A 20,792-nucleotide genomic window follows, 5' to 3' on the forward strand; every position below is an offset into this window, starting at 1 on the left:
GGTAACCATTTATATATTGTGCTCTTTTAAAACACCATTCGTTCTTTTTCAAAGGCTTCTATTTCGGCCTTTTTACTTAGTAGAAAGTCAATATCATCATATCCATTAATCATACAAACTTTCTTGTAAGGATCTATTTCAAATTCCGCTTTCGTACTTCGACCTTGCTCAGCATAAACTTCAGCCATCTCAACTACCTGATTTTCTAGATCTATTGTAATAGGTAACTCAGGGTTTGCTTCTATACCTGCTAGTAATTCCTTAAGATACTCCGGCGTTACCTGAATAGGAAGCAAGCCGTTGTTAAGTGCATTACCTTTAAAAATATCTGCAAAAAAGCTTGAGATGACTACTTTAAACCCATACCCTACAATTGCCCAAGCAGCGTGCTCACGGCTAGAACCACAACCAAAGTTATCTCCAGCTACCAGAATTTTTGCTCCAGCATATTGTGGTTTATTAATAGGGAACTCTGCATCCAGCGTTCCATCTTTTTTAAAACGCCAGTCTCTAAAGACGTTATCGCCAAATCCTTTTTTATCTGTGGCCTTCAGGAAGCGCGCAGGGATAATCTGGTCTGTATCTATATTTTCTATAGGTAGCGGTACCGCTGTGCTTACGAGTTTTGTAAATTTTTCCATTAGGCTACAGCTTCTTTTGTGACGTCAACTATTTTACCAGCTATTGCGGTTGCAGCAGCAACAAGGGGGGATGCAAGAATCGTCCTTGCGCCTTGTCCCTGGCGACCTTCAAAATTTCTATTTGAGGTAGAAACACAGTACTCTCCAGCGGGAATTTTATCATCATTCATCGCTAGACAGGCTGAACAGCCAGGCTGCCGTAAGGCAAACCCAGCCTCTTCAAACACCTCTTTAAGCCCCTCTTCTTCGAGTTGCTTTGCTACTTGTTGTGAGCCAGGTACGAGCCAGGCGTTCACATTTGCAGCTTTATGTTTTCCGCGCACGTATGATGCGGCTATTCTAAAATCTTCTATTCTTGAGTTTGTACAACTTCCTAAAAACACATAATTAATAGGCGTGTCTAGTAATTGTGATCCACCCTTGAAGTTCATATACTCAAGCGCTTTCTCAAAGGTCATATCGCCTTTTTCGGGTATGGCGCCGTTTATTTTTATTCCCATTCCTGGGTTTGTTCCGTAGGTGAGCATAGGTGCTATATCTTCGGCATCAAAGTGGTATTCTTTGTCAAAAGTGGCATCTTGGTCTGTAGGGAGTGTTTTCCAGTAGGATACCGCTTTCGCGAAAGCGTCACCCTGCGGAGCAAATTTGCGTCCTTCTACATAATCAAAAGTGGTTTGATCTGGGGCAATCATACCGCCACGAGCACCCATCTCGATACTCATATTACAAACCGTCATACGGCCTTCCATACTCATCTCCTCAAAAACGTTACCCGCATACTCACAGAAGTAACCTGTACCAGCGTTTGTACCAATTTTTGAGATGATGTACAGAATCACATCCTTCGGAGAAACGTGTGGTGCAAGGGTTCCATTTACAGAAACGCGTAAGCTTTTAGGCTTGTTAAGTAACAAGCTCTGACTCGCAAATACTTGTCCCACCTGGCTCGTCCCTATACCAAAGGCAATAGTGCCAAAAGCTCCGTGCGTTGAGGTGTGACTGTCTCCACAAACCATAGTCATACCTGGTTGTGTGATGCCCAGTTCTGGTGCCATCACGTGTACAATACCATTGTATTTATGACCTAGACCATAGAGGGTGATGTTGTGTTTCTCACAGTTTTCTGTGAGTTGTTGTAATTGTTTGCGAGACATCTCATCTCTAATAGGTAAATGCTGATCTTGAGTTGGGGTATTATGATCTGCCGTGGCAACTATTTGATCTGGACGCGCTACAGGGATACCACGTTCCTCAAGCTCATTAAATGCCTGCGGACTGGTCACTTCGTGTATCAAGTGCTTGTCTATGTATAAGATTTGTGGCCCGTTATCTACCGTGTCTACCACGTGTGCATCCCAGACTTTATCAAATAGTGTTTTTCCCATTGCTATGTATGCTCTCGTAAATTACGTGTGTAATTATGATGTTTTATAAATTATGCTACGGCTCCAGCTTTGCACTGTATGTGTTGCATAATCATATGTATGTCGTTGTCTTTTACTTCCTTTTGTCTGTCTGCCACATTAAGAAACTGCTCATAAGCAGCATCTAGTTGCACTTTTGTTAGTTCGTATCCTACTTTTTTTGATCTGTAGGCAAGTGCTGCTCTGCCGCTTCTTGCGGTAAGCACGATAGATGTCTCGTTTACTCCTACATCTTTAGGGTTCATAATCTCGTAGGTCTCTCTATTTTTTATCATACCATCCTGGTGGATTCCTGAGCTGTGTGCAAAGGCATTTGCACCTACAATCGCTTTGTTAGGTTGTACGACCATTCCCATCTTATCACTTACCATACGGCTCGTGTCAAAAAGGAGTTGGGTATTTATGTCTGTATGAAGATTAAGTGTGGGGTGTTGTTTAAGGATCATTACTACCTCCTCTAGAGAGGTGTTACCTGCACGCTCACCTATACCGTTTATGGTACATTCTATCTGTCTTGCTCCATTTATCACACCTGCAATACTGTTTGCAGTGGCTAGGCCAAGATCATTGTGACAGTGGCAAGAGAGGGTTACGTTTTCTATACCCTTCACGTTTTCACGCAAGTATTTAATTTTTGCTCCATATTCTTCAGGTAAACAATATCCTGTAGTATCTGGAATATTAAGAACGGTTGCTCCGGCTGCGATGACTCGCTCAAGCACCTTTGCAAGAAATGCATTATCTGTACGACCCGCATCTTCTGCATAGAACTCTACATCATCAACAAAATTTTTCGCGTAAGCGGTTGCTTTTACAGCGCGCTCTATAATCTGCTCTGGTGTTGCATTAAATTTATACTTCATATGCGACTCACTAGTACCTATACCCGTGTGGATTCTAGGTCTAACGGCATATTTTAAAGCTTGTGCGGCAACCTCAATATCCTTCTCTACTGCGCGAGTGAGACCGCATACGGTTGCGTTTTTTACAAGTTTTGAAATCTCCTCTACAGAGCTAAAATCTCCCGGAGAGGAAATAGGAAAACCAGCTTCTATAACATCTACGCCTAAAACATCTAGACGCTCTGCTATAGAGAGTTTTTCTTTTTTGTCTAGTTTACAACCAGGTACCTGCTCTCCATCACGAAGAGTCGTATCAAAAATCTGAACTTTGTCGTTTTGCATAGCTTTCATTTCTACACGAATTTATACCTTGCTTATTCTTTGTGAATCTTTCAAATGAGAGGTCTTACGATATCAAGGTTAATTTTAGTCTAATCAAATAACTGTATGTCAATTAGTTATGAGAAAAATCATTACAACGCTTAATGATCATAATGACTCTTTATTTATTTTAATAAAGTCATTATCTAAGAGTGAAAAGCGACAGTTCAAGCTGTACGTAGGCCGACTAGTGGGAAATAGCGAGGCAAAATTTTTACAACTTTTTGAATTTTTAGACAAAGAGAAAACATACAATGAGGCTGCTATTTTAAAGTCTGGAATTGTTACCAAAACACAACTATCCAACCTCAAAGCGCATCTTTATAGACAACTCTTAATAAGCCTGCGGCTTACTCCTGCACATCAAAATATACGTGTGCAAATACGAGAGCAGCTAGATTTTGCAACCATACTATATCAAAAAGGGTTGTATAAGCAAAGCCTTAAAATTCTAGATAAAGCCAAAACTATGGCGCTAGAGAATGAGGAGAAAAATGTTGCATATGAGATTGTAGAGCTAGAAAAAATTATAGAAACCCAGTATATCACTAGAAGTATAGCCACCCGTGCAGATGAGCTTGCTGTGCAGGCCAAAAGCCTGAGTGAGCAGAACGTTATGGCGAGCAAGCTATCTAACTTGTCGCTGCAACTTTATAGCATTATGCTCAAAACGGGCTATGTAAAAAGTGATAAGGAAAAGCAAGAGCTTACAGATTACTTTGATGGGCACTTGCCTAATTATGATTACGACTTGCTCAATTTTAGAGAAAAGATGTGGTTATATAAAGCGCATCTCTGGTACAGTTTTCTTATTCAAGATTTTCTTTCTTGTTATAAATATGCAGATCGTTATGTGCGCTTATTTGATGAGAACCCTTTAATGATAAAACAGAACCCTGTTTTTTATCTCAAAGGGATACATTATTTATTAGAGTCATTATTTTATCTCAAACACGAGTCAAAATTTAGAGAAGCGCTAGAGAAACTCACCACTGTAAAGGAAAACCCTAATTTTCCTAAAGGTGATAATCTAGATACACTCTTGTTTTTATATACGAGTAGTAACCGCTTTAATCATCGCTTTATGATAGGCGAGTTTAAAGATGGTGAAGATCTCGTTAAGGAGGTTCTCACTGGATTAAAATCACCTAAATACCGTATAGATGAGCATCACGTGATGATCTTTTATTACAAGATGGCGAGTCTATATTTTGGAGCGGGTGATAACATAAAATGTATCGAGTACTGCCAGAAAATTATAAATAATCACAGCCTTAAGAGCCGTGAAGATTTAATGTGCTTCTCACGAATTCTTAATCTCATCGCTCATTATGAAGCTGGCAAAGATTACCATCTTGAGTCATTGTTAAGAAGCACCTATAAGTTTCTTATTAAGATGGATGATATGCACGAGGTACAAAAGGAGATGATTAAATTTGTGCGCAATCTGGGAGATATCTACCCTCACGAACTTAAAGCCGAGTTTAAAAAACTTCACAGTACACTCAAGCAATACGAAGACGATCCGTATGAGCGCAGAGCCTTCTTATATCTAGATGTATTGTCTTGGCTAGAAAGTAAGATAGAAAACAGACCGGTTGCAGATGTGATTAAAGCAAAAGCGCAAAAATTAATAAGGTAATCGCCCTCCGTTACCTTTTTACATACCCTAACACCATTTAATGTCAAATAACACCACCCGCCATATATTAGAAATTAACCTAGCAATGCTTTTTGTAAGTACCTCGGGAGTACTAGGTAGATACATCGATTTGCCTCCAGCCGTAACCATCGGTATACGCTCATTTCTTGCAATGTTACTACTGGGACTATTTGTAAAGTGGAAAGGTTTTTCTTTTACGCTTGCGCGAAAAGATATACTCGCAATTGCGCTATCTGGAGTTTTTATGGGACTACACTGGATTACCTATTTCTACTCATTACAATTGTCTAACGTGGCGATAGGGATGTTATCGTTATTTACATATCCAGTAATGACAAGCTTACTCGAGCCTGTGTTTTTAAAAACACAGTTTTCAAAAATGCACTTGCTACTAGGGGTACTTGTCTTGATAGGTATTTACTTTCTTGCGCCTTCTTTTGATACAGAAAACGACTACTTCCTTGCGATATTAATAGGTTTACTGTCGGCATTATGTTTTGCAATACGTAACCTCTTGGTAAAAACAAAAATAGGCTCCTACAACGGGTCTGTAGTGATGTGGTATCAAACGCTGGTGATAGCAATAATGCTTATACCGGCATATTTTATTTTTGATGCCGAAGGATTTGTAAAAGAGCTTCCTTACATAGGTATGCTTGCCCTTATCACTACTGCTTTGGGACACACGATGTTTCTCTTTAGTATTAAAAGGTTTTCTGTGACGGCTGCTAGTTTAATGGGAAGCGTGCAACCTATTTACGGAATCATCCTTGGTATTATTTTTCTTAACGAAATACCTGGGTGGCGTACCGTTTTAGGAGGTTCTCTTATTTTATTTAGTGTAGTGGTAGAGAGTTTAAGAGCGTCGCGAAATAAGTAAGAAACCCCTAGTTACAGGCCTTCCACACAGCATCTCCTTCGGGCACTTGAGCTACAAAGGTCATTTCTTCTTTCTTTACGGGGTGGGTGAGGGTAAGCTTTCGCGAAAGCAAACTTATACTACCATCAGGATTACTGCGGTCAAAACCATATTTCAGATCTCCCTTTATAGGGCAACCTATGGCCGTAAGCTGGGCGCGTATCTGGTGATGTCTCCCAGTGTGTAGGTCTATCTCAAGAAGATAAAATGTCTTAAGCTTTTTAATTACTCTGTAATCTAGAATAGCCTTTTTACTGTCTGGCACCTCGTGTTTGTGAGCGTAGCTTTTGTTTTGTTTTGGGTTGCGTTTTAAAAAGTGTGTAAGCGTGCCACTCTCTGCCGGAGGCGGATTTTTTACAAGTGCCCAGTATGTCTTTTTAGTCTGTCGCTCAGAAAACATCTTGTTAAGACGTGGTAACGCCTTGCTGGTACGGGCAAAAATAACAATGCCAGAAGTAGGTCTGTCTAGTCTGTGTACCACACCTAGATAAACCGCTCCTGGCTTATTATATTTTACGGCAATATATTTTTTTACAACTTCGCTCAGTGGCAAGTCTCCAGTTTTATCTCCCTGCACAATATCACCACTACGTTTATTAACCACGATAATGTGGTTATCTTCATATATAACGTTGAGGTTTTCTGGCGTGGAGTGCATTGTGGGTGGTTACCGCTTTCGCGAAAGCGTACTATTAATACTGCTCATCTTCATTAGGGAAGTCCTGTGATTTTACATCTGCGCTGTACTTCTCAAAAGCAGAGGTCATCTCAGTATGCATATCTAGATAACGACGTAAAAATCGCGGGTTAAACTCGTGAGTCATACCCAGCATATCGTGTGTTACGAGTACTTGACCATCTACTCCAGCACCAGCACCTATCCCTATAACGGGTATGGTTAAACTCTCTGCAACTTCTTGAGCAAGCTTAGCAGGTACTTTTTCTAGTACTAGAGCAAAACAACCTGCTTTTTGAAGCATAAGGGCATCTTCTTTGAGTTTTTGAGCTTCTTCTTCTTCCTTAGCTCGTACTGTATATGTACCAAATTTATAGATACTTTGAGGAGTAAGTCCTAGGTGACCCATTACCGGGATACCTGCGTTAAGGATACGCTTTATGCTTTCTTTTACTTCTTTACCACCTTCAAGTTTTATAGAGTGACCTCCAGATTCTTTCATAATACGTATGGCAGATCTTAGTGCTTCTTTAGGGTCACTTTGATAACTACCAAAAGGTAGATCAACTACTACTAACGCTCTGTTTGCCGCTCTTACAACAGAAGAGGCGTGGTATATCATCTGGTCAAGAGTGATAGGTAATGTTGTCTCGTGGCCAGCCATTACGTTTGATGCGCTATCACCTACAAGAATCACATCTATACCCGCACCGTCTACAATTTGAGCCATTGTATAATCATAGGCTGTGAGCATTGATATTTTCTCTCCTCGAGATTTCATCTCAGTAAGAGACTTTACGGTTACTCTTTTATATTCTTTCTTGGCTGTAGACATTTGTTTATTTTTTCTGTTACAAAAGTAGTAAATTAGATACCTATGTGTTAAACATTATAGATGCGACTCAAATATCTTTTTATTCCTATGATTGCGGTGTTCTTATTATTTGCCTTTGTTAAGGCAGATAAAGATTACTACAGGACTGCAAATCAAGATGTTTATAGTGAACAGGTAGTTAAGGAGGTGGTGCAAACTTTTTTTGAGGGATTTCACACTCAAGACTCTATTTTAATTAAAAAGGTCGTTCATCCAGATGTAATGATGCAATCTATAGGCAAGGGAGAACTAGGCGAGGTACAACTGAGCAAGCAAGACTTTAGTGGGTTTTTAAAGTCTATTTGTAGTATACCTGCGACCACCACGTTTGAAGAGCGTATAGATAGCTATGAGATAAAAATGGATGGCAAGATGGCAAATGTCTGGACGCCATATTCTTTTTACATAAACGGTAGTCTAAGTCATTGCGGGACTAATAGTTTCCAACTTTTTAAGCGCAACGGTGTCTGGAAGATATTTTACATAGTAGACACACGTGATCGCGAGGGTTGTGGCGAGAAGCGAGGATAGCTGCAGTAGCTCTCTAATCTAGCTTGTATATTAATCTAAAGTCCATATTAAATTCAACACCGGTAGAGAAACCCTCGATACGCTTTGGGTCTGTATCGCCGAAGAAAAAGTTATCTTCAAAATCAAATCTATTAAAGGTTGGATTTTGAATATCACTATATCTATTATCTTTAAAACGTATACCAAGACCAAAGTTAACACGTAGCATAAGTTTGTTTGATAATCTTGTATACTCACCAAAGTTTACTAAAAATCCATTTTTCACACGTTGATAATCTGCACGCTCATATGATACTTGTGTAACAGTTCCATTTAAATCATTTACTGGCTCAAAAGTGTCAAAAAGTAGTGTTTCTTTACTGTTTATGTAAAACAACTCTAGCCCAATATAATTTGTATACTTCTCACCTTTGCCTATAAAGTAAAGTACCTCTGGACGTATTTCATAAAGACTATAATTGTTTGAGTCTTCATTTGTGTAAGGTAAGCCTTGAAAACCTACTCCCACGCTACCTCCCACAGACCAGTGAGTGTTAAGCGATCTCGTGTACCCCACATTTATTCTAGGAAAAGGTGTGATAGGACTTACTAAACTAAGGCTCACATATGATTTTACGGGTATTCTTGAGATGCTATCTCTCCGCTCTATTTTTTTAATACGCTTCTCTACACGTATTGCTTTTCTTTCTTCTCTGGTAGTTTGTGATAGTGCAAAGTGAGTTGTAAATAAAAAAAGAATAAGTAGGCTTCTAGTAATTCTCATTTGTGGTAGGATTTAGTGAGGATTCTTAACCAAGATACAGAATAGCAATTAAGGTTGCGTGATAGGTGGTTTTATATTTTTAACAATCTGACATTGCAACATTCATCGCAAGGCCACCTTCTGAGGTTTCTTTGTACTTTGTGTTCATATCTTGAGCTGTTTGCCACATCGTCTCTATGACTTTATCTAGTGGGACTTTGGCATTTGCAGCATCTGCATCTAGCGCCATCTCACAGGCATTAATCGCTTTTATAGCTCCCATTGCATTGCGCTCTATACAAGGTATCTGTACAAGTCCGCCTATAGGGTCACAGGTAAGACCTAAGTGATGCTCCATTGCAATCTCTGCTGCCATAAGAACTTGCTCTGGAGTACCGCCCATAAGCTCTGTAAGACCTGCTGCTGCCATAGCACTAGAGACTCCTATTTCTGCCTGGCATCCACCCATTGCGGCAGAGATGGTTGCTCCTTTTTTAAAGAGACTTCCTACCTCTCCAGCTACAAGTAAGAACCTTTTAATATCTTCAAAGTTTGCATCGTGATTTTCTATAACGATGTAGTACATAAGCACAGAAGGGATTACGCCTGCGCTTCCGTTAGTAGGAGCGGTCACGACACGTCCTAGAGATGCATTTACCTCATTTACTGCCAGAGCAAAGCAGGATACCCATTTTAATATTTCGCGAAAGCGTACTTCTTGCCCACGTATAGCTTCTATCCACTCGTACTTATCTGTGTATGCTGTGTTTTTTTGTAAGCGTAAGTGCGTGTCAAAAGCGCGTCTTCTCACATTGAGACCACCCGGGAGCGTTCCCTCAGTGTGACAGCCTGTGTACATAGAGTCAAGCATTACATCCCAAATCTGTTTAAAACGCTCATCAATCTCCTCTTGAGTATTGAGGTACAATTCATTTTCTAAAATAATTTCAGAAATGGACTTGCCTTCTTGCTTACAGAATTTAAGTAATTCGGTTGCTTTTTCTATAGGCCTAGGGAAACATTCAAAGGCTATCTTCTTGCGCTGTGCTCGCTTTCTTTCTTTTTGAATTACAAAACCACCGCCTATGGAGTAGTACACCTCTCTTACTTTCTTCCCATTAGTAAGTGTTGCTGTAAAGCGTATTCCGTTAGGGTGAAAAGGGAGAAATTTTCTATTAAAAATAATATCCTCTTCTGGGTCAAAACTAAAGGTGAGTGACCCATCCAGCTCTAATCTTCTAAAAAGTTTTATGTGTTCTACCGTAGTCGGGATGTCTTCTATATTGCAGGTTGTAGGGTCTGCACCCGTAAGTCCCATAATAACGGCAACATCAGTAGCGTGCCCCTTACCAGTGAGAGATAATGAGCCGTAGAGGTCTACTTTTAAATGCTCTATGAGCTCAAAGTCACCTTTGGTCTTAAGTTTTTCAATAAATCTAATGGCCGCTCTCCACGGTCCTAGCGTATGAGAACTAGAAGGTCCCACACCTATTTTAAGCATATCAAAAACAGAAATAGCCTCTATTTGCTTGTTCATAGATCAAGTCGCATTATATAATCGGTTTGAATCTCTGCAATCATATCATAATCGTGAGTGCCTACTATCTTAAAACCGTGTCTTTTATAAAATTTTATGGCCTCTGGGTTTTCTTCCCAAACGCCCAGCCAAATGTAGTTTTTTTCTAACTCCTTTGCTTTAGAAATCGAAAATTCTATAAGCTCGCTTCCGTAGCCTTTTCCTAAGTAGGGGATATCTATGTAGATACGTTCTACTTCTAATCCATTTTTTTCTTGAAACTCTGTTTGGGCGTTGCCTGTATTGAGTTTTAAATAGCCTAGAATTTCATCTTTCTCTTTATAAAAATACCAGTATGAATCTCGGTTGGATAGTTGTTTGTTGAGGTTCGCTTTCGCGAAAGCGTCTTCATAATACCTCTCAATCACACCAGGTGCATTTTTTGAAGCAAAAGCTGCCGAGTATGTACGCATAGCAAGATCACGTAGGGTAGTAAGATCTTTTAATGTGATAGGAGTGAGGCGCATACTGACCTAGCTTGTTGTGGTGCGAGAAATAATTAAAATAATGATTACAAAACCGTTATTCATCGCGTGGAGTGCCATAGGCCAAACGATGTTTTCATTTTTGATTTTAAGTAATCCCATCATAAACCCTGAAATTATTCTAGGTATAATAAGGGCAATGAGCGCTGCATTAAGCACAAAGGTGTCTACATAATTATTAATATGTACCATACCAAAAAGTAGCGAACTCACAACAAGAACAACCGTAGAATGTCGTGATAAGAAGTTGCGTATTTTGAGGGTGCTTTGCTCGGGTATAAGCTGTTTAAGAATCGTAAATATGGTAAATAAGAATACGGCTATAAACCCAAGTTTTACAGCCCAGTGCACATCTGTAGGGATAAATTTATTTGAGTAAAAAAGTGGCCAAGAGCATAAAAGCAATATCACATCTGCGTGAGAAGGTTTTATAAGCGTGCGGAACATCATCTCCTCAATAATGGGAGCAAATATTACCGCGAGTACAAATAACTTAAGCGGGTTGTCTTGCAAGAGTTCCTTTAAGAAACTTTGCTCATATTGCGCTTCAAATAGATCTGGAAACTGAGCTTTTACAATGCCAAATGCTATAAAAAATAAAATGTATAACGCCCAGAGATAGAGGTAATACCTTACGAGATTTGAGGTCTTATTGATAAGCTAGTTTTTGAGTAAAGTGACTTTTATTGAGAGAATAAAGTTACTCAATACTTCGCACTTTTTGCTCCCATTTCCAAGCGCTTGCTAGCATATCATCTAGACTACTTTTTGCTGTCCAGCCTAGCTCTTGATTTGCCAGTGTAGTATCTGCATAAGCGGCAACTACGTCACCAGGTCTTCTGGCTACAATTTTGTAATTTAATTTTTTACCAGAAACGTTCTCAAAAGAAGTGATAACATCCATCACAGAGCTACCAGTACCAGTACCTATATTAAAGACCTCGTAGTTAGATTTATTCTTGTTATTAAGTAAACGCTCCAGAGCTACGACGTGCGCTTTTGCTAGATCTACTACGTGTATATAATCGCGTATGGCTGTGCCGTCTGGAGTAGGGTAGTCGTTACCATAAACAGATAGCTCCTCTCTAAGTCCTATGGCCGTCTGAGTGATATAGGGAACAAGATTTGCTGGTACTCCCAGCGGTAATTCACCTATATGTGTAGAAGGATGCGCTCCTATGGGATTAAAGTATCTTAATGCTATCGCCTTTAGTTCTGGCAGTATTGAGCAGGTATCTCTTATAATCTCTTCACCTATCTGCTTTGTGTTTCCATATGGAGAAGCCGCTGGTTTAACGGGTGCACTTTCGGTTATAGGTAACTCGTCTGCCTGCCCATAAACGGTACACGAAGAACTAAAAATAAATGTAGGAAGCTCAAGTTTTTTAAGCTGTTGTAGTATGTATGTAAGCGTCCCTATATTATTTTCATAATACAGAAGCGGGTTTTTTACACTTTCACCCACCGCCTTTGAAGCGGCAAAATGAATCACTCCACCTATGTCTGTGTGTTTATTGAAAAAATCTTCAACAAGCTTTTTCTCACGTAGGTCAAAAATTTCTAAAGCAGGCTCTATACCAGTTATGGCAGTTATACCCGCAAGCACCTCTTGAGAAGCATTAGAACAGTCGTCTATAATAATAACATCGTAGCCTTTAGTTTGTAACTCTACAACGGTATGAGAACCTATAAACCCTAATCCGCCGGTGACTAATATTTTCATAGTGGTGCGTGTTCTTTTTTTGCTTTCGCGAAAGCGTACTCAACCCTTTTTTAAAAAATGAAATACGTGCTTAATACAAGTAACACGATACAAAGGCCTACAATCCAAGCATATTTCCAAGGTGTTGTGTCTATGGCTTCTGTTTGTTTTGGGACGTAGATATCTTGTTTTGGCTTTAAAACACGCACAAGAAGCATTATTAGAATATTTACAACAAATAAGATACCCATCACGTGTAAAAAGTGAGGAAAAGCCTCTGCTTCTATAATTGCCAGTTCTCCAGCGTCTGTAATTCCATTTGCAGCAGCTTCGGTAAGAGCATTTTCTTGAAAGATAGGGCGGAGGTACATACTTATTAAGTACATAATCACTCCGGCAATCATCACGATTTTTGCTCCTATTGCTGGCACTCGTTTACTCACAATACCTACTAATACTACAGAAAGTATAGGTACACTTAAACTACCTAGTGCTTGCTGTATATAATCAAATAATCCATCTGGCGCGTTTGCAATAAAAGGAGCTATAATCATAGCCACAATAGCAAGGCCAAGTCCAAATATTTTACCTGCTTTTACCGCTTTATGCTCTGATGCGTCGCGGTTAAAAAACTTCTTGTATAAGTCAAAACCAAACAGTGTAGCACTACTATTTAATAAGCTATTAAATGAGCTTAATACCGCTCCAAAAAGTACGGCTGCAAAAAAGCCTACTAGGGCAGGTGGTAATACTTCTTTTACAAGGACAGGGTACGCCTTATCTGCAGATTCTAAGTTTTCACCAAAAAGGTGCCACGCAATAATACCTGGCAGTACTACTATCACAGGTATTAAGAATTTTACAAATGCTGCGAGCATCATCCCTTTTTGCCCTTCTTTAAGGCTCTTTGCGCCAAAAACACGTTGCAAAATCGCTTGGTTAGTACCCCAGTAATAAATCTGAGCAATCATCATCCCAGTAAAAATTGTTCCAAAAGGAATAGAAGAAGTTACATCACCTGTTACATCAAATTTATCTTGATTTTCTGCCCATAGCTCGTTGAGTCCATCGCCTACATTACCGTCACCTATAAGCTTAAGTCCAAAATAAGGGATTAACAACCCACCTATCAAGAGGCCTATTGCATTTACAAGGTCAGATACGGCTACAGCTTTAAGCCCTCCAAATATGGCATAAACAATACCTATAAGCCCTATAGTCCATACACATACCATTATGGTAGCAGCGTCAGACAGGCCTAGTAATTCTGGTAAGTCAAACATTGTACTAAATGCGATAGACCCAGAGTAGAGTATAGTAGGAAGGAGAACTACCCCAAAGGCTAGTAAGAATAAGATCGAGAGTATGGCTTTTGTGTTTTCGTCAAAGCGTTCTTCTATAAATTCTGGTATCGTCGTGATACCTTTGTGCATATATTTTGGTAAAAAATAAACAGCCGTTACAACCATCGCAATGGCTGCTAGTGTCTCCCACGCCATTACTAAGATACCCTCAGAAAATGCTTGACCATTGAGACCTACTATTTGCTCTGCAGAGAGGTTTGTAAGTAGTAAAGACCCTGCTATGGTAAGTGCTCCTAGGCTTCTTCCTCCCAGGTAGTATCCGTCTGCACTTTTTTCGTCTGTGCCGCGGGTTTTCCACCAGGCGTATCCTGCTACTAGCAATGTAAATCCAAGAAATGAAATGAGTCCCATATGGTTAAGTATTTATTAGTCTAGGGTCTAAAATATGACTTTTTAATAGAATATTAGCACTTCTATTGCGAACCTTGTTACTATAACGTTTGCGTGTTTTTATTGCGCTTTCGCGAAAGCGGTCTCCTCAACATTGTATAATTCTCATTACTAATGCTTTTAACTATGGGGTGTAGTTTTTTAGGCAAACTCGCTTTCATAATAAGCACTTGCGTCTTGTAGTAAGAGATCGAGGTACTTGTTTTCTTTTGCCACACGAGCTTCGTCCCACCCTAAGTATTGTATCATATCTTCTTGCACAAGATCACGATAGAGATGTACAGAATGGATGTCAAAGTAAAGTCTACCCGTACGCCTCACAAAAAAGTCCGAAAGGCTGTTAGTCATCTCGTGGTGTACACTGTACCATACCTCTGCTCTTAAGAGTCGCTCTTCTGGGTCGTCATTTAAGAAGTAACTCATCTTTGAGATTATGGTATCACTTTGCTTACCATAAGTGGTGGCGAGGTACCAGCTCTGGTAGGAGTCTATGATACCCGCTGTCTCAAGTTGTTTTGCAATAGTGACTTGGTAAGCGTCTACCTCTTCGGTATTTGATAATGGAGTAGCAGTGAGGGGTATCTTATCTGTATAGGAGGTGACGAGGTGACTTTTTTTCTTTTCTGGGATATCTTTAAGTACTTTATCTATTACTCGTTGAGCCATCTTGCGGTATCCCGTAAGCTTACCACCAGCAATAGATATAAGACCCGTCTCTGAGACAAAAATCTCATCCTTTCTACTTAACTCAGATGGGTCTTTGCCATCTTCGTGTATAAGAGGGCGTAAGCCTGCCCAGTTTGACTCAATATCATCTATTTTGAGTTGCAGGTCTGGAAACATATTATTTGTAGCGTCTAGTAAATATGTAGCGTCTGCCTGCGTAGCAACCACTCTGTTGAGATTGCCACTGTAATTTGTGTCTGTAGTACCTACATAGGTTGACCTGCCACGCGGAATGGCAAAAATCATACGTCCATCTGGCACGTCAAAATAGATAGATTGTGTAAGCGGGAAACGCTCCCTAGAGAAAACAATATGCACTCCCTTTGTAAGGTGTAGGTGCTTACTGTTCATAGAGTGATCTTTCTTTCTTAATAGATCTACCCAGGGACCTGCCGCAGAGACATAGTTTTGTGCTTTAAGTTTAAATGACTTATCGTTATTGTGATCATAGCAGTGTAGGCTTTTGATTTTACCTTTTGCATCATACTTAAAAGAGGTCATCTCACAATAATTAATTATGGTGGCACCAAAGCTTGCAGCTTTCTTAAGAAGTTCTACCGTAAGGCGCGCATCATCTGTGCGATACTCTGCATAGTAACCACCACCTATGAGATCTTTGGTATTAAGTAAGGGTTCTCGTGATGCAGTCTCTTCTGCGCTTAACATTTTGCGTTTATCAGCTCCCTCTACATTTGCAAGAAAATCATATACTTTAAGGCCTATTGCAGTCATCATCTTACCGTAAGTTCCTCCTTCTATGAGTGGTAATAACATCTTTTCTGGAACTACGAGGTGAGGGGCAAGAGTGTGCACAATAGCACGCTCACTACCTGATTCTTTTACAAGTCCTATTTCCATTTGTTTTAGGTAGCGCAAGCCGCCGTGTATGAGCTTTGTAGATTTATTACTTGTTCCTGAGGCAAAATCATTTTTTTCTATAAGGCATACTTTCATCCCTCGTGAGGATGCGTCTAGTGCAATACCAGCCCCGGTAACGCCACCACCTATGATGATGAGGTCAAATTTTTCTTGCTGCGCTCGTTGTAATTGTCTTTGCCTATCAAGTACAGAAAACCTAAGTGGTGTGTCTTCTTGCGTAGCTAGCATTTGGTTTGTAGTGCTCTTTGTTCTTGCGACAGCATTTTTCCAACCGGTATATATTTTTGATCGCTCATATTGAGTGATTTTAGGTTCAAAGATGGTGTCTACTTGGCGTATCTTGGCAATGTCTTTTTTGTTCCAAATACCAGATTGTATACCTGCAAGAAAGGCTGCGCCTAATGCTGTTACTTCGAGCATTTTTGGGCGGTCTACTTGTACGTTAAGTAAGTCAGACTGAAACTGCATTAGGTAATTATTTGCCGTAGCTCCCCCATCTACTCTAAGGGTTTTCATTTGCTTGCCAGAGTCTTCTATCATTGCATCGAGTACATCTCTGGTTTGATATGCAATGGCATCTACAGTGGCCTTTATAATATCATTTTTTGTAGAGTCTAGTGTGAGACCATATATGGCTCCCTTTGCGTCCATATCCCAGTGCGGAGCGCCTAGCCCTGCAAATGCGGGTACGACGTAGAGATCATCTGTAGCTGGGGTGTTTACACAGATGCTTTCTGTGTCTTGAGCGTGGTCTATAACATCTAGTTTATCACGTAACCATTGTACAGAAGCACCTCCAGCAAAGATGGATCCCTCGAGGGCATATTTTACTTTGCCATCTGGTAAACTTGCACAGAGGGTAGTGAGTAATCCATTTTTAGATTTAAATGGTTTCTTTCCCGTATTCATAAGTACAAAACAACCGGTGCCGTAGGTGTTTTTTGCCACACCAGACTTGTACCCTCCTTGACCAAAGAGGGAAGCTTGTTGATCACCTGCAACACCACTTATAGGAATGCTGATGCCATTTGTTGTAATCTCGCCAAAATGTGATGCAGAGTTCTGTACCTGTGGTAACATTGAGGTAGGTATGGTAAGTGCATCTAGTAGTTTTTTATCCCACTCTAGATTTATGATGTTGTAGAGCATCGTGCGACTCGCGTTAGAGTGATCTGTAGCGTGTATTTTGCCGTTTGTAAACTTCCAAATAAGCCAAGTGTCAATCGTTCCAAAAAGGAGGTCACCTTGCGCTGCTTTATCAGATGCTCCTGGTACGTTGTCTAAAATCCATTTTATCTTTGTGCCAGAAAAGTAAGAGTCTATGATGAGCCCAGTATTCTTACGCACATACTCGTCTAAGTTTTTTGATTTGAGTTGCTCACATATAGTTTTTGTACGCTTGTCTAGCCACACAATCGCATTATAAACAGGTTCTCCAGTATTTTTATCCCAGACTACGGTGGTCTCTCGCTGGTTTGTAATACCTATCGCAGCAATTTCTTCCGCACCAATATCAGAAGTTGATATAACTTCTTTAAAAACAGCTTTTTGGGCTTCATAAATTTCAAGAGGGTCGTGTTCAACCCAGCCGTGTTGTGGGTAATGTTGTTTGAGTTCTCTTTGGGCAATATTCTTTATAGTACCCTTATTGTCAAAAATGATAGCTCGTGTGCTGGTGGTACCTTGGTCAAAGGCAACAATATATTTCTTATCCATACTTTAAAAACCTTACGTGTACGTGGCTTTTAAAGTTAAGGTATTAACGGCAGTTCTTAAAACATCACCGCCTTATGTATGAAGCAATAGTTAAGAGGCGAGAATATCTAAGATACGCTCCATTTTCATACCTCGCGATCCTTTTATAAGTACTGTTGTGTCTGCTGGTATTTGTTTTGAGTACGCTTTCGCGAAAGCGTCATAACTCCCATAAACTTTTTGTTCAGGGTGAGGAGAAGAAGTTCCAAAATCTGGGCCTATCGCATAGACTTTTGAGATGTTAAGATTATGTGCAAGGTCTAAAATGGCTTGATGTTCTGCTTTTGAGGTTTCACCCACTTCAAACATATCTCCTATAAATGCAATTGCATTTGTGCCTGTGGCTTGCAGGTTTTTTAATGCAGCAGCCATACTTGTCGGGTTGGCATTGTAAGCGTCTAGTATAATCTTGTATGTGTCTTTGTCAATAATTTGTGATCTATTATTTGACGGCACATATTTTTCTATGCCATTTTTGATGTGGGTAAGTGGCACGTCAAAGTGATTGCCCATAGCCATAGCTACAGCAATATTTGAGAAGTTATATGTACCTATGAGATTACTTGTAATCGTGGTTTCACCTACAGTAATCTTTAAGTTTCCTGAGCCATCTTCTAGATATACTGGGTACTCGCTTTGTGATGAGCCAAAGGTTTTTGAAACAATATTTGCAGACTGTCGTACTTGAATCTCATCTTGATCATTTATAAAGACGAGCTCATTGTTTTCTCGGAGGTAATTATAAAGTTCACTTTTACCTTTTATCACACCCTCAAAACCTCCAAAGCCTTCTAGATGAGCTTTGCCAAAGTTTGTGATATACCCAAAATTAGGTTGTGCAATCTCACACAGCATTTTTATCTCCCCTTGATGATTTGCGCCCATCTCTACAATACCTATTTCTGTGCTAGCATCCATAGTTAGTAGGGTGAGTGGTACCCCTATGTGATTGTTGAGATTGCCTTTTGTGGCAATAACGTTGTACTGCTCAGACAGCACGGCATAAATAAGTTCCTTTGTAGTGGTTTTTCCGTTACTACCTGTGATGCCTATGATGGGTATGTCTAGGTAGTTGCGGTGATAATTTGCAAGTTGTTGTAAAGTACTTAAAACATCATCTACAAGCACAGACCTATCTGTAACATATTCTTTTTCATCTACAATTGCTAGAGACGCTCCAGATTTAAGGGCTTGCTGGGCAAATTTATTTCCGTTGAAGTTTTCGCCTTTGAGCGCAAAATAAATTTGATTTTTCTCAAGGCTTCTTGTATCTGTACAAACACCATTGCTATCTAAAAAATGAAAATGCAACTCTGCTATAGTCATATCTTGTAAACTGTTGTATTAAAAAAGCCCTCACGAGAGAGGGCTTTTTGATATATGTTAATTAAGAGGGTTATCTAGCTCTCTTTCCGGTTTTTGATTTTGATCCTACACGAGACATCGCACAACGGAAACCAATATCATCTGTTGCCATACCTTGTGGTAAGAAACGGCGCTGTGCTGGGTCAAGCCAGTAAGCTCTGTCTCTCCAAGAACCTCCTTTGTAAACACGCACTTCGTCATTTATTAAAGACGTTCTATTGTTAGAGTCATCATAACGGCGCTCTATTGTTCCGGCACTATCTTGCTCAACTCTATGTTGTGGCGAGTTGTACATTTTTTTGCCAGATTCTGGATTTTCTGCATCGTCATTAAACGACTCAAAGTATCTTGTAGATCTTCTGTCACCATCTCTAAAGTTACGGTTGTCACTTGTAGAAAATTGAGTTCTTAGGTAAGTCTCATCTTCATCTACCGGTACCTGTAATATTTCTCCAGGTAAATCTCTTGCGATAATACTTCCGTTTGCAAGTGTATCATATACGATAGAGTCTGTAGTAACTACTTTTACCTTTCCATCTTCTCCTATTGCATTCTTTGTGTAAACGTTACCACGGTAGTAGTTAAAGTCATTAAACTCATCATCTACTATAGGTCTATAAACATCTGCTACCCACTCAGACACGTTACCAGCCATATCGTAAAGGCCAAAGTCATTAGGCTCATAGCTCTTTACCTCTGCGGTGATATCTGCATTATCATCAGACCATCCAGAGATTCCTCCGTAATCACCATCTGCTTGTTTAAAGTTTGCTAAGTGATCTCCACGAGTACGTCTACTAGACGATCTTGTGTATGATCCATCCCAAGGATATTTTTTACGACCACGATAAACATTGTAGCTTCTTAACTCTGTAAGACCTAGAGCTGCATACTCCCACTCTGCTTCTGTAGGTAGTCTATAGTTTGGTAAAAGAACTCCGTCAGAACGTTGTACAAAAATGTTCGTACTATCATTTTGCTTCATTCTACGCTCACTAGATTTTCCACCACGAGCAAGACTATCACTTCCTCCATAGGTTAGTGTTGGTGCGTTTAAGTATGTTTCTGTATCAAAAGTAGAGCTTGCGTCTACATCAAATCTAGCCCCTCTAGCCGTAAACCCTTGCTCTTCTAGAATTAACTCGTTTACACGGTTAGATCTCCAGTTTGCATACTCTACAGCCTGTATCCAGCTCACACCCACCACAGGGTAGTTTGCATATGCAGGGTGACGTAGGTAGTTTTCTGTCATAGTCTCGTTAAAACCAAGACGGTTTCTCCATACCAATGTATCAGGAAGTGCTCCCTTGTAAATGTTTCTGTAATTTTCTTCTTCTGGAGGGAAAACCTTCTTAAGATAGTCAAGGTATTCTAGGTACATCCCGTTAGTAACCTCAGTTTCATCTATATAAAAAGATTGTACGTGTTGCTGGTTTGGAGAGTTATTCCAGTCGTGCATTACGTCATCTTGTACCTTACCCATTGTAAAAGTACCTCCCTCTACAAATACGAGTCCTGGTCCCGTAGCTTGCTCTTCATAATCTGTTTTAAGTTTAAAACCTCCGTTTTTACCGTCTACTTTCCAGCCAGTTCCTCTAGAGGAATCTTTGTAGTCGTTTGATTTACTGCAACTTGCTACTGAAAGAGATATCACAGCAAGCGCCAGCATTTTTAATGCTAAGTGTGGTTTCATAGGTATTAGGTTCATTAGATTTGGGGTTGCAATATAGTAATAACTCGTTAAAGTGCAAGCATTTTACGACGTCGAACCCAAAAAAATATTAACTAGTTATAGGTAACTCATTAGTAACGGCGTGATTTATTCTTTATTATTGTCTATACAAAAAAAATACTGCC

17 protein-coding genes are annotated in these 20,792 nt (G+C 39.9%); 3 read left to right on the top strand and 14 right to left on the bottom strand.

Annotated features, from left to right (window positions below; genetic code table 11):
- Nucleotides 1-26 precede the first annotated feature (26 nt).
- From leuD to MED134_RS11805, 3 genes are read right to left on the bottom strand one after another with little or no spacing between them, the layout of a single operon-like run.
- A complete protein-coding gene (gene leuD / locus MED134_RS11795) occupies nucleotides 27-641 on the bottom strand; it encodes a 3-isopropylmalate dehydratase small subunit (protein ID WP_038599398.1) in 615 nt (204 codons plus the stop codon).
- A complete protein-coding gene (gene leuC / locus MED134_RS11800; protein ID WP_038599401.1) occupies nucleotides 641-2,026 on the bottom strand; it encodes a 3-isopropylmalate dehydratase large subunit in 1,386 nt (461 codons plus the stop codon). The genes leuD and leuC overlap by 1 nt, the downstream gene beginning before the upstream one ends.
- A gap of 50 nt (nucleotides 2,027-2,076) precedes the next feature.
- The gene (locus MED134_RS11805) at nucleotides 2,077-3,249 is read right to left on the bottom strand and encodes a 2-isopropylmalate synthase (RefSeq protein ID WP_084811693.1); all 1,173 of its coding nucleotides are present in this window, start codon (nucleotides 3,247-3,249) and stop codon (nucleotides 2,077-2,079) included.
- A gap of 118 nt (nucleotides 3,250-3,367) precedes the next feature.
- On the opposite strand from MED134_RS11805, the gene MED134_RS11810 reads away from it, so the two are divergent.
- Nucleotides 3,368-4,930, top strand: a complete 1,563-nt coding sequence (locus tag MED134_RS11810; RefSeq protein ID WP_038599404.1) for a hypothetical protein — start codon at nucleotides 3,368-3,370, stop codon at nucleotides 4,928-4,930.
- 40 nt (nucleotides 4,931-4,970) lie between these two features.
- The gene (locus tag MED134_RS11815; protein ID WP_038599407.1) at nucleotides 4,971-5,831 is read left to right on the top strand and encodes a DMT family transporter; all 861 of its coding nucleotides are present in this window, start codon (nucleotides 4,971-4,973) and stop codon (nucleotides 5,829-5,831) included.
- Between the two features lie 7 nt (nucleotides 5,832-5,838).
- On the opposite strand, the gene MED134_RS11820 is transcribed toward MED134_RS11815, so the two are convergent.
- Nucleotides 5,839-6,528, bottom strand: coding sequence for an RluA family pseudouridine synthase (locus tag MED134_RS11820; RefSeq protein ID WP_035336357.1), 690 nt, complete (start codon nucleotides 6,526-6,528; stop codon nucleotides 5,839-5,841).
- Nucleotides 6,529-6,562: 34 nt separating this feature from the next.
- Nucleotides 6,563-7,381: a 3-methyl-2-oxobutanoate hydroxymethyltransferase gene (panB, locus tag MED134_RS11825; RefSeq protein ID WP_035327403.1), complete on the bottom strand. Its 819-nt coding sequence runs from the start codon at nucleotides 7,379-7,381 to the stop codon at nucleotides 6,563-6,565.
- 60 nt (nucleotides 7,382-7,441) lie between these two features.
- On the opposite strand from panB, the gene MED134_RS11830 reads away from it, so the two are divergent.
- Nucleotides 7,442-7,951, top strand: a complete 510-nt coding sequence (locus MED134_RS11830; RefSeq protein WP_038599411.1) for a nuclear transport factor 2 family protein — start codon at nucleotides 7,442-7,444, stop codon at nucleotides 7,949-7,951.
- Nucleotides 7,952-7,964: 13 nt separating this feature from the next.
- On the opposite strand, the gene MED134_RS11835 is transcribed toward MED134_RS11830, so the two are convergent.
- The 9 genes from MED134_RS11835 to gldJ all read right to left on the bottom strand — a co-directional run bounded on the left by MED134_RS11835 (nucleotide 7,965) and on the right by gldJ (nucleotide 20,628).
- A complete protein-coding gene (locus MED134_RS11835) occupies nucleotides 7,965-8,714 on the bottom strand; it encodes a hypothetical protein (RefSeq protein ID WP_038599414.1) in 750 nt (249 codons plus the stop codon).
- Nucleotides 8,715-8,793: 79 nt separating this feature from the next.
- The gene (locus tag MED134_RS11840) at nucleotides 8,794-10,230 is read right to left on the bottom strand and encodes an L-serine ammonia-lyase (RefSeq protein ID WP_038599417.1); all 1,437 of its coding nucleotides are present in this window, start codon (nucleotides 10,228-10,230) and stop codon (nucleotides 8,794-8,796) included.
- A complete protein-coding gene (locus tag MED134_RS11845) occupies nucleotides 10,227-10,736 on the bottom strand; it encodes a GNAT family N-acetyltransferase (protein WP_038599419.1) in 510 nt (169 codons plus the stop codon). Before MED134_RS11845 ends, MED134_RS11840 begins: the two co-directional genes overlap by 4 nt.
- Nucleotides 10,737-10,742: 6 nt before the next feature.
- Nucleotides 10,743-11,267 carry a CPBP family intramembrane glutamic endopeptidase gene (locus tag MED134_RS11850; protein ID WP_052084230.1) on the bottom strand — a complete coding sequence of 175 codons (525 nt, stop codon included), beginning with the start codon at nucleotides 11,265-11,267 and terminating at the stop codon, nucleotides 10,743-10,745.
- Between the two features lie 187 nt (nucleotides 11,268-11,454).
- Nucleotides 11,455-12,477: a UDP-glucose 4-epimerase GalE gene (gene galE, locus MED134_RS11855; protein WP_038599425.1), complete on the bottom strand. Its 1,023-nt coding sequence runs from the start codon at nucleotides 12,475-12,477 to the stop codon at nucleotides 11,455-11,457.
- Nucleotides 12,478-12,527: 50 nt separating this feature from the next.
- Nucleotides 12,528-14,171 carry a solute:sodium symporter family transporter gene (locus MED134_RS11860; RefSeq protein WP_038599427.1) on the bottom strand — a complete coding sequence of 548 codons (1,644 nt, stop codon included), beginning with the start codon at nucleotides 14,169-14,171 and terminating at the stop codon, nucleotides 12,528-12,530.
- Nucleotides 14,172-14,351: 180 nt separating this feature from the next.
- Entirely contained in the window at nucleotides 14,352-17,531 is a 3,180-nt protein-coding gene (gene glpK / locus MED134_RS11865; RefSeq protein ID WP_038599430.1) for a glycerol kinase GlpK, read from the bottom strand.
- Between the two features lie 90 nt (nucleotides 17,532-17,621).
- Nucleotides 17,622-18,896 (bottom strand): UDP-N-acetylmuramoyl-tripeptide--D-alanyl-D-alanine ligase, encoded by a 1,275-nt coding sequence (locus MED134_RS11870; protein ID WP_038599433.1) that lies wholly within the window; start codon nucleotides 18,894-18,896, stop codon nucleotides 17,622-17,624.
- 70 nt (nucleotides 18,897-18,966) lie between these two features.
- The gene (gene gldJ, locus MED134_RS11875; RefSeq protein ID WP_038601236.1) at nucleotides 18,967-20,628 is read right to left on the bottom strand and encodes a gliding motility lipoprotein GldJ; all 1,662 of its coding nucleotides are present in this window, start codon (nucleotides 20,626-20,628) and stop codon (nucleotides 18,967-18,969) included.
- Between the last annotated feature and the right edge of the window lie 164 nt (nucleotides 20,629-20,792).

Origin of the sequence: Dokdonia sp. MED134 (assembly GCF_000152925.2) — a bacterium.
GTDB lineage: Bacteria > Bacteroidota > Bacteroidia > Flavobacteriales > Flavobacteriaceae > Dokdonia.

What these genes read in the sequence shown, in the direction of transcription:
- MED134_RS11830 (WP_038599411.1), top strand. Translation starts at nt 7,442, where the DNA reads ATGCGACTCAAATATCTTTTTATTCCTATGATTGCGGTGTTCTTATTA.
- leuD (WP_038599398.1), bottom strand. Translation starts at nt 641, where the DNA reads ATGGAAAAATTTACAAAACTCGTAAGCACAGCGGTACCGCTACCTATA.
- MED134_RS11815 (WP_038599407.1), top strand. Translation starts at nt 4,971, where the DNA reads ATGTCAAATAACACCACCCGCCATATATTAGAAATTAACCTAGCAATG.
- panB (WP_035327403.1), bottom strand. Translation starts at nt 7,381, where the DNA reads ATGTCTACAGCCAAGAAAGAATATAAAAGAGTAACCGTAAAGTCTCTT.
- glpK (WP_038599430.1), bottom strand. Translation starts at nt 17,531, where the DNA reads ATGGATAAGAAATATATTGTTGCCTTTGACCAAGGTACCACCAGCACA.
- MED134_RS11845 (WP_038599419.1), bottom strand. Translation starts at nt 10,736, where the DNA reads ATGCGCCTCACTCCTATCACATTAAAAGATCTTACTACCCTACGTGAT.
- MED134_RS11810 (WP_038599404.1), top strand. Translation starts at nt 3,368, where the DNA reads ATGAGAAAAATCATTACAACGCTTAATGATCATAATGACTCTTTATTT.
- MED134_RS11820 (WP_035336357.1), bottom strand. Translation starts at nt 6,528, where the DNA reads ATGCACTCCACGCCAGAAAACCTCAACGTTATATATGAAGATAACCAC.
- MED134_RS11860 (WP_038599427.1), bottom strand. Translation starts at nt 14,171, where the DNA reads ATGGGACTCATTTCATTTCTTGGATTTACATTGCTAGTAGCAGGATAC.
- MED134_RS11835 (WP_038599414.1), bottom strand. Translation starts at nt 8,714, where the DNA reads ATGAGAATTACTAGAAGCCTACTTATTCTTTTTTTATTTACAACTCAC.
- galE (WP_038599425.1), bottom strand. Translation starts at nt 12,477, where the DNA reads ATGAAAATATTAGTCACCGGCGGATTAGGGTTTATAGGTTCTCATACC.
- MED134_RS11870 (WP_038599433.1), bottom strand. Translation starts at nt 18,896, where the DNA reads ATGACTATAGCAGAGTTGCATTTTCATTTTTTAGATAGCAATGGTGTT.
- gldJ (WP_038601236.1), bottom strand. Translation starts at nt 20,628, where the DNA reads ATGAAACCACACTTAGCATTAAAAATGCTGGCGCTTGCTGTGATATCT.
- MED134_RS11805 (WP_084811693.1), bottom strand. Translation starts at nt 3,249, where the DNA reads ATGCAAAACGACAAAGTTCAGATTTTTGATACGACTCTTCGTGATGGA.
- leuC (WP_038599401.1), bottom strand. Translation starts at nt 2,026, where the DNA reads ATGGGAAAAACACTATTTGATAAAGTCTGGGATGCACACGTGGTAGAC.
- MED134_RS11840 (WP_038599417.1), bottom strand. Translation starts at nt 10,230, where the DNA reads ATGAACAAGCAAATAGAGGCTATTTCTGTTTTTGATATGCTTAAAATA.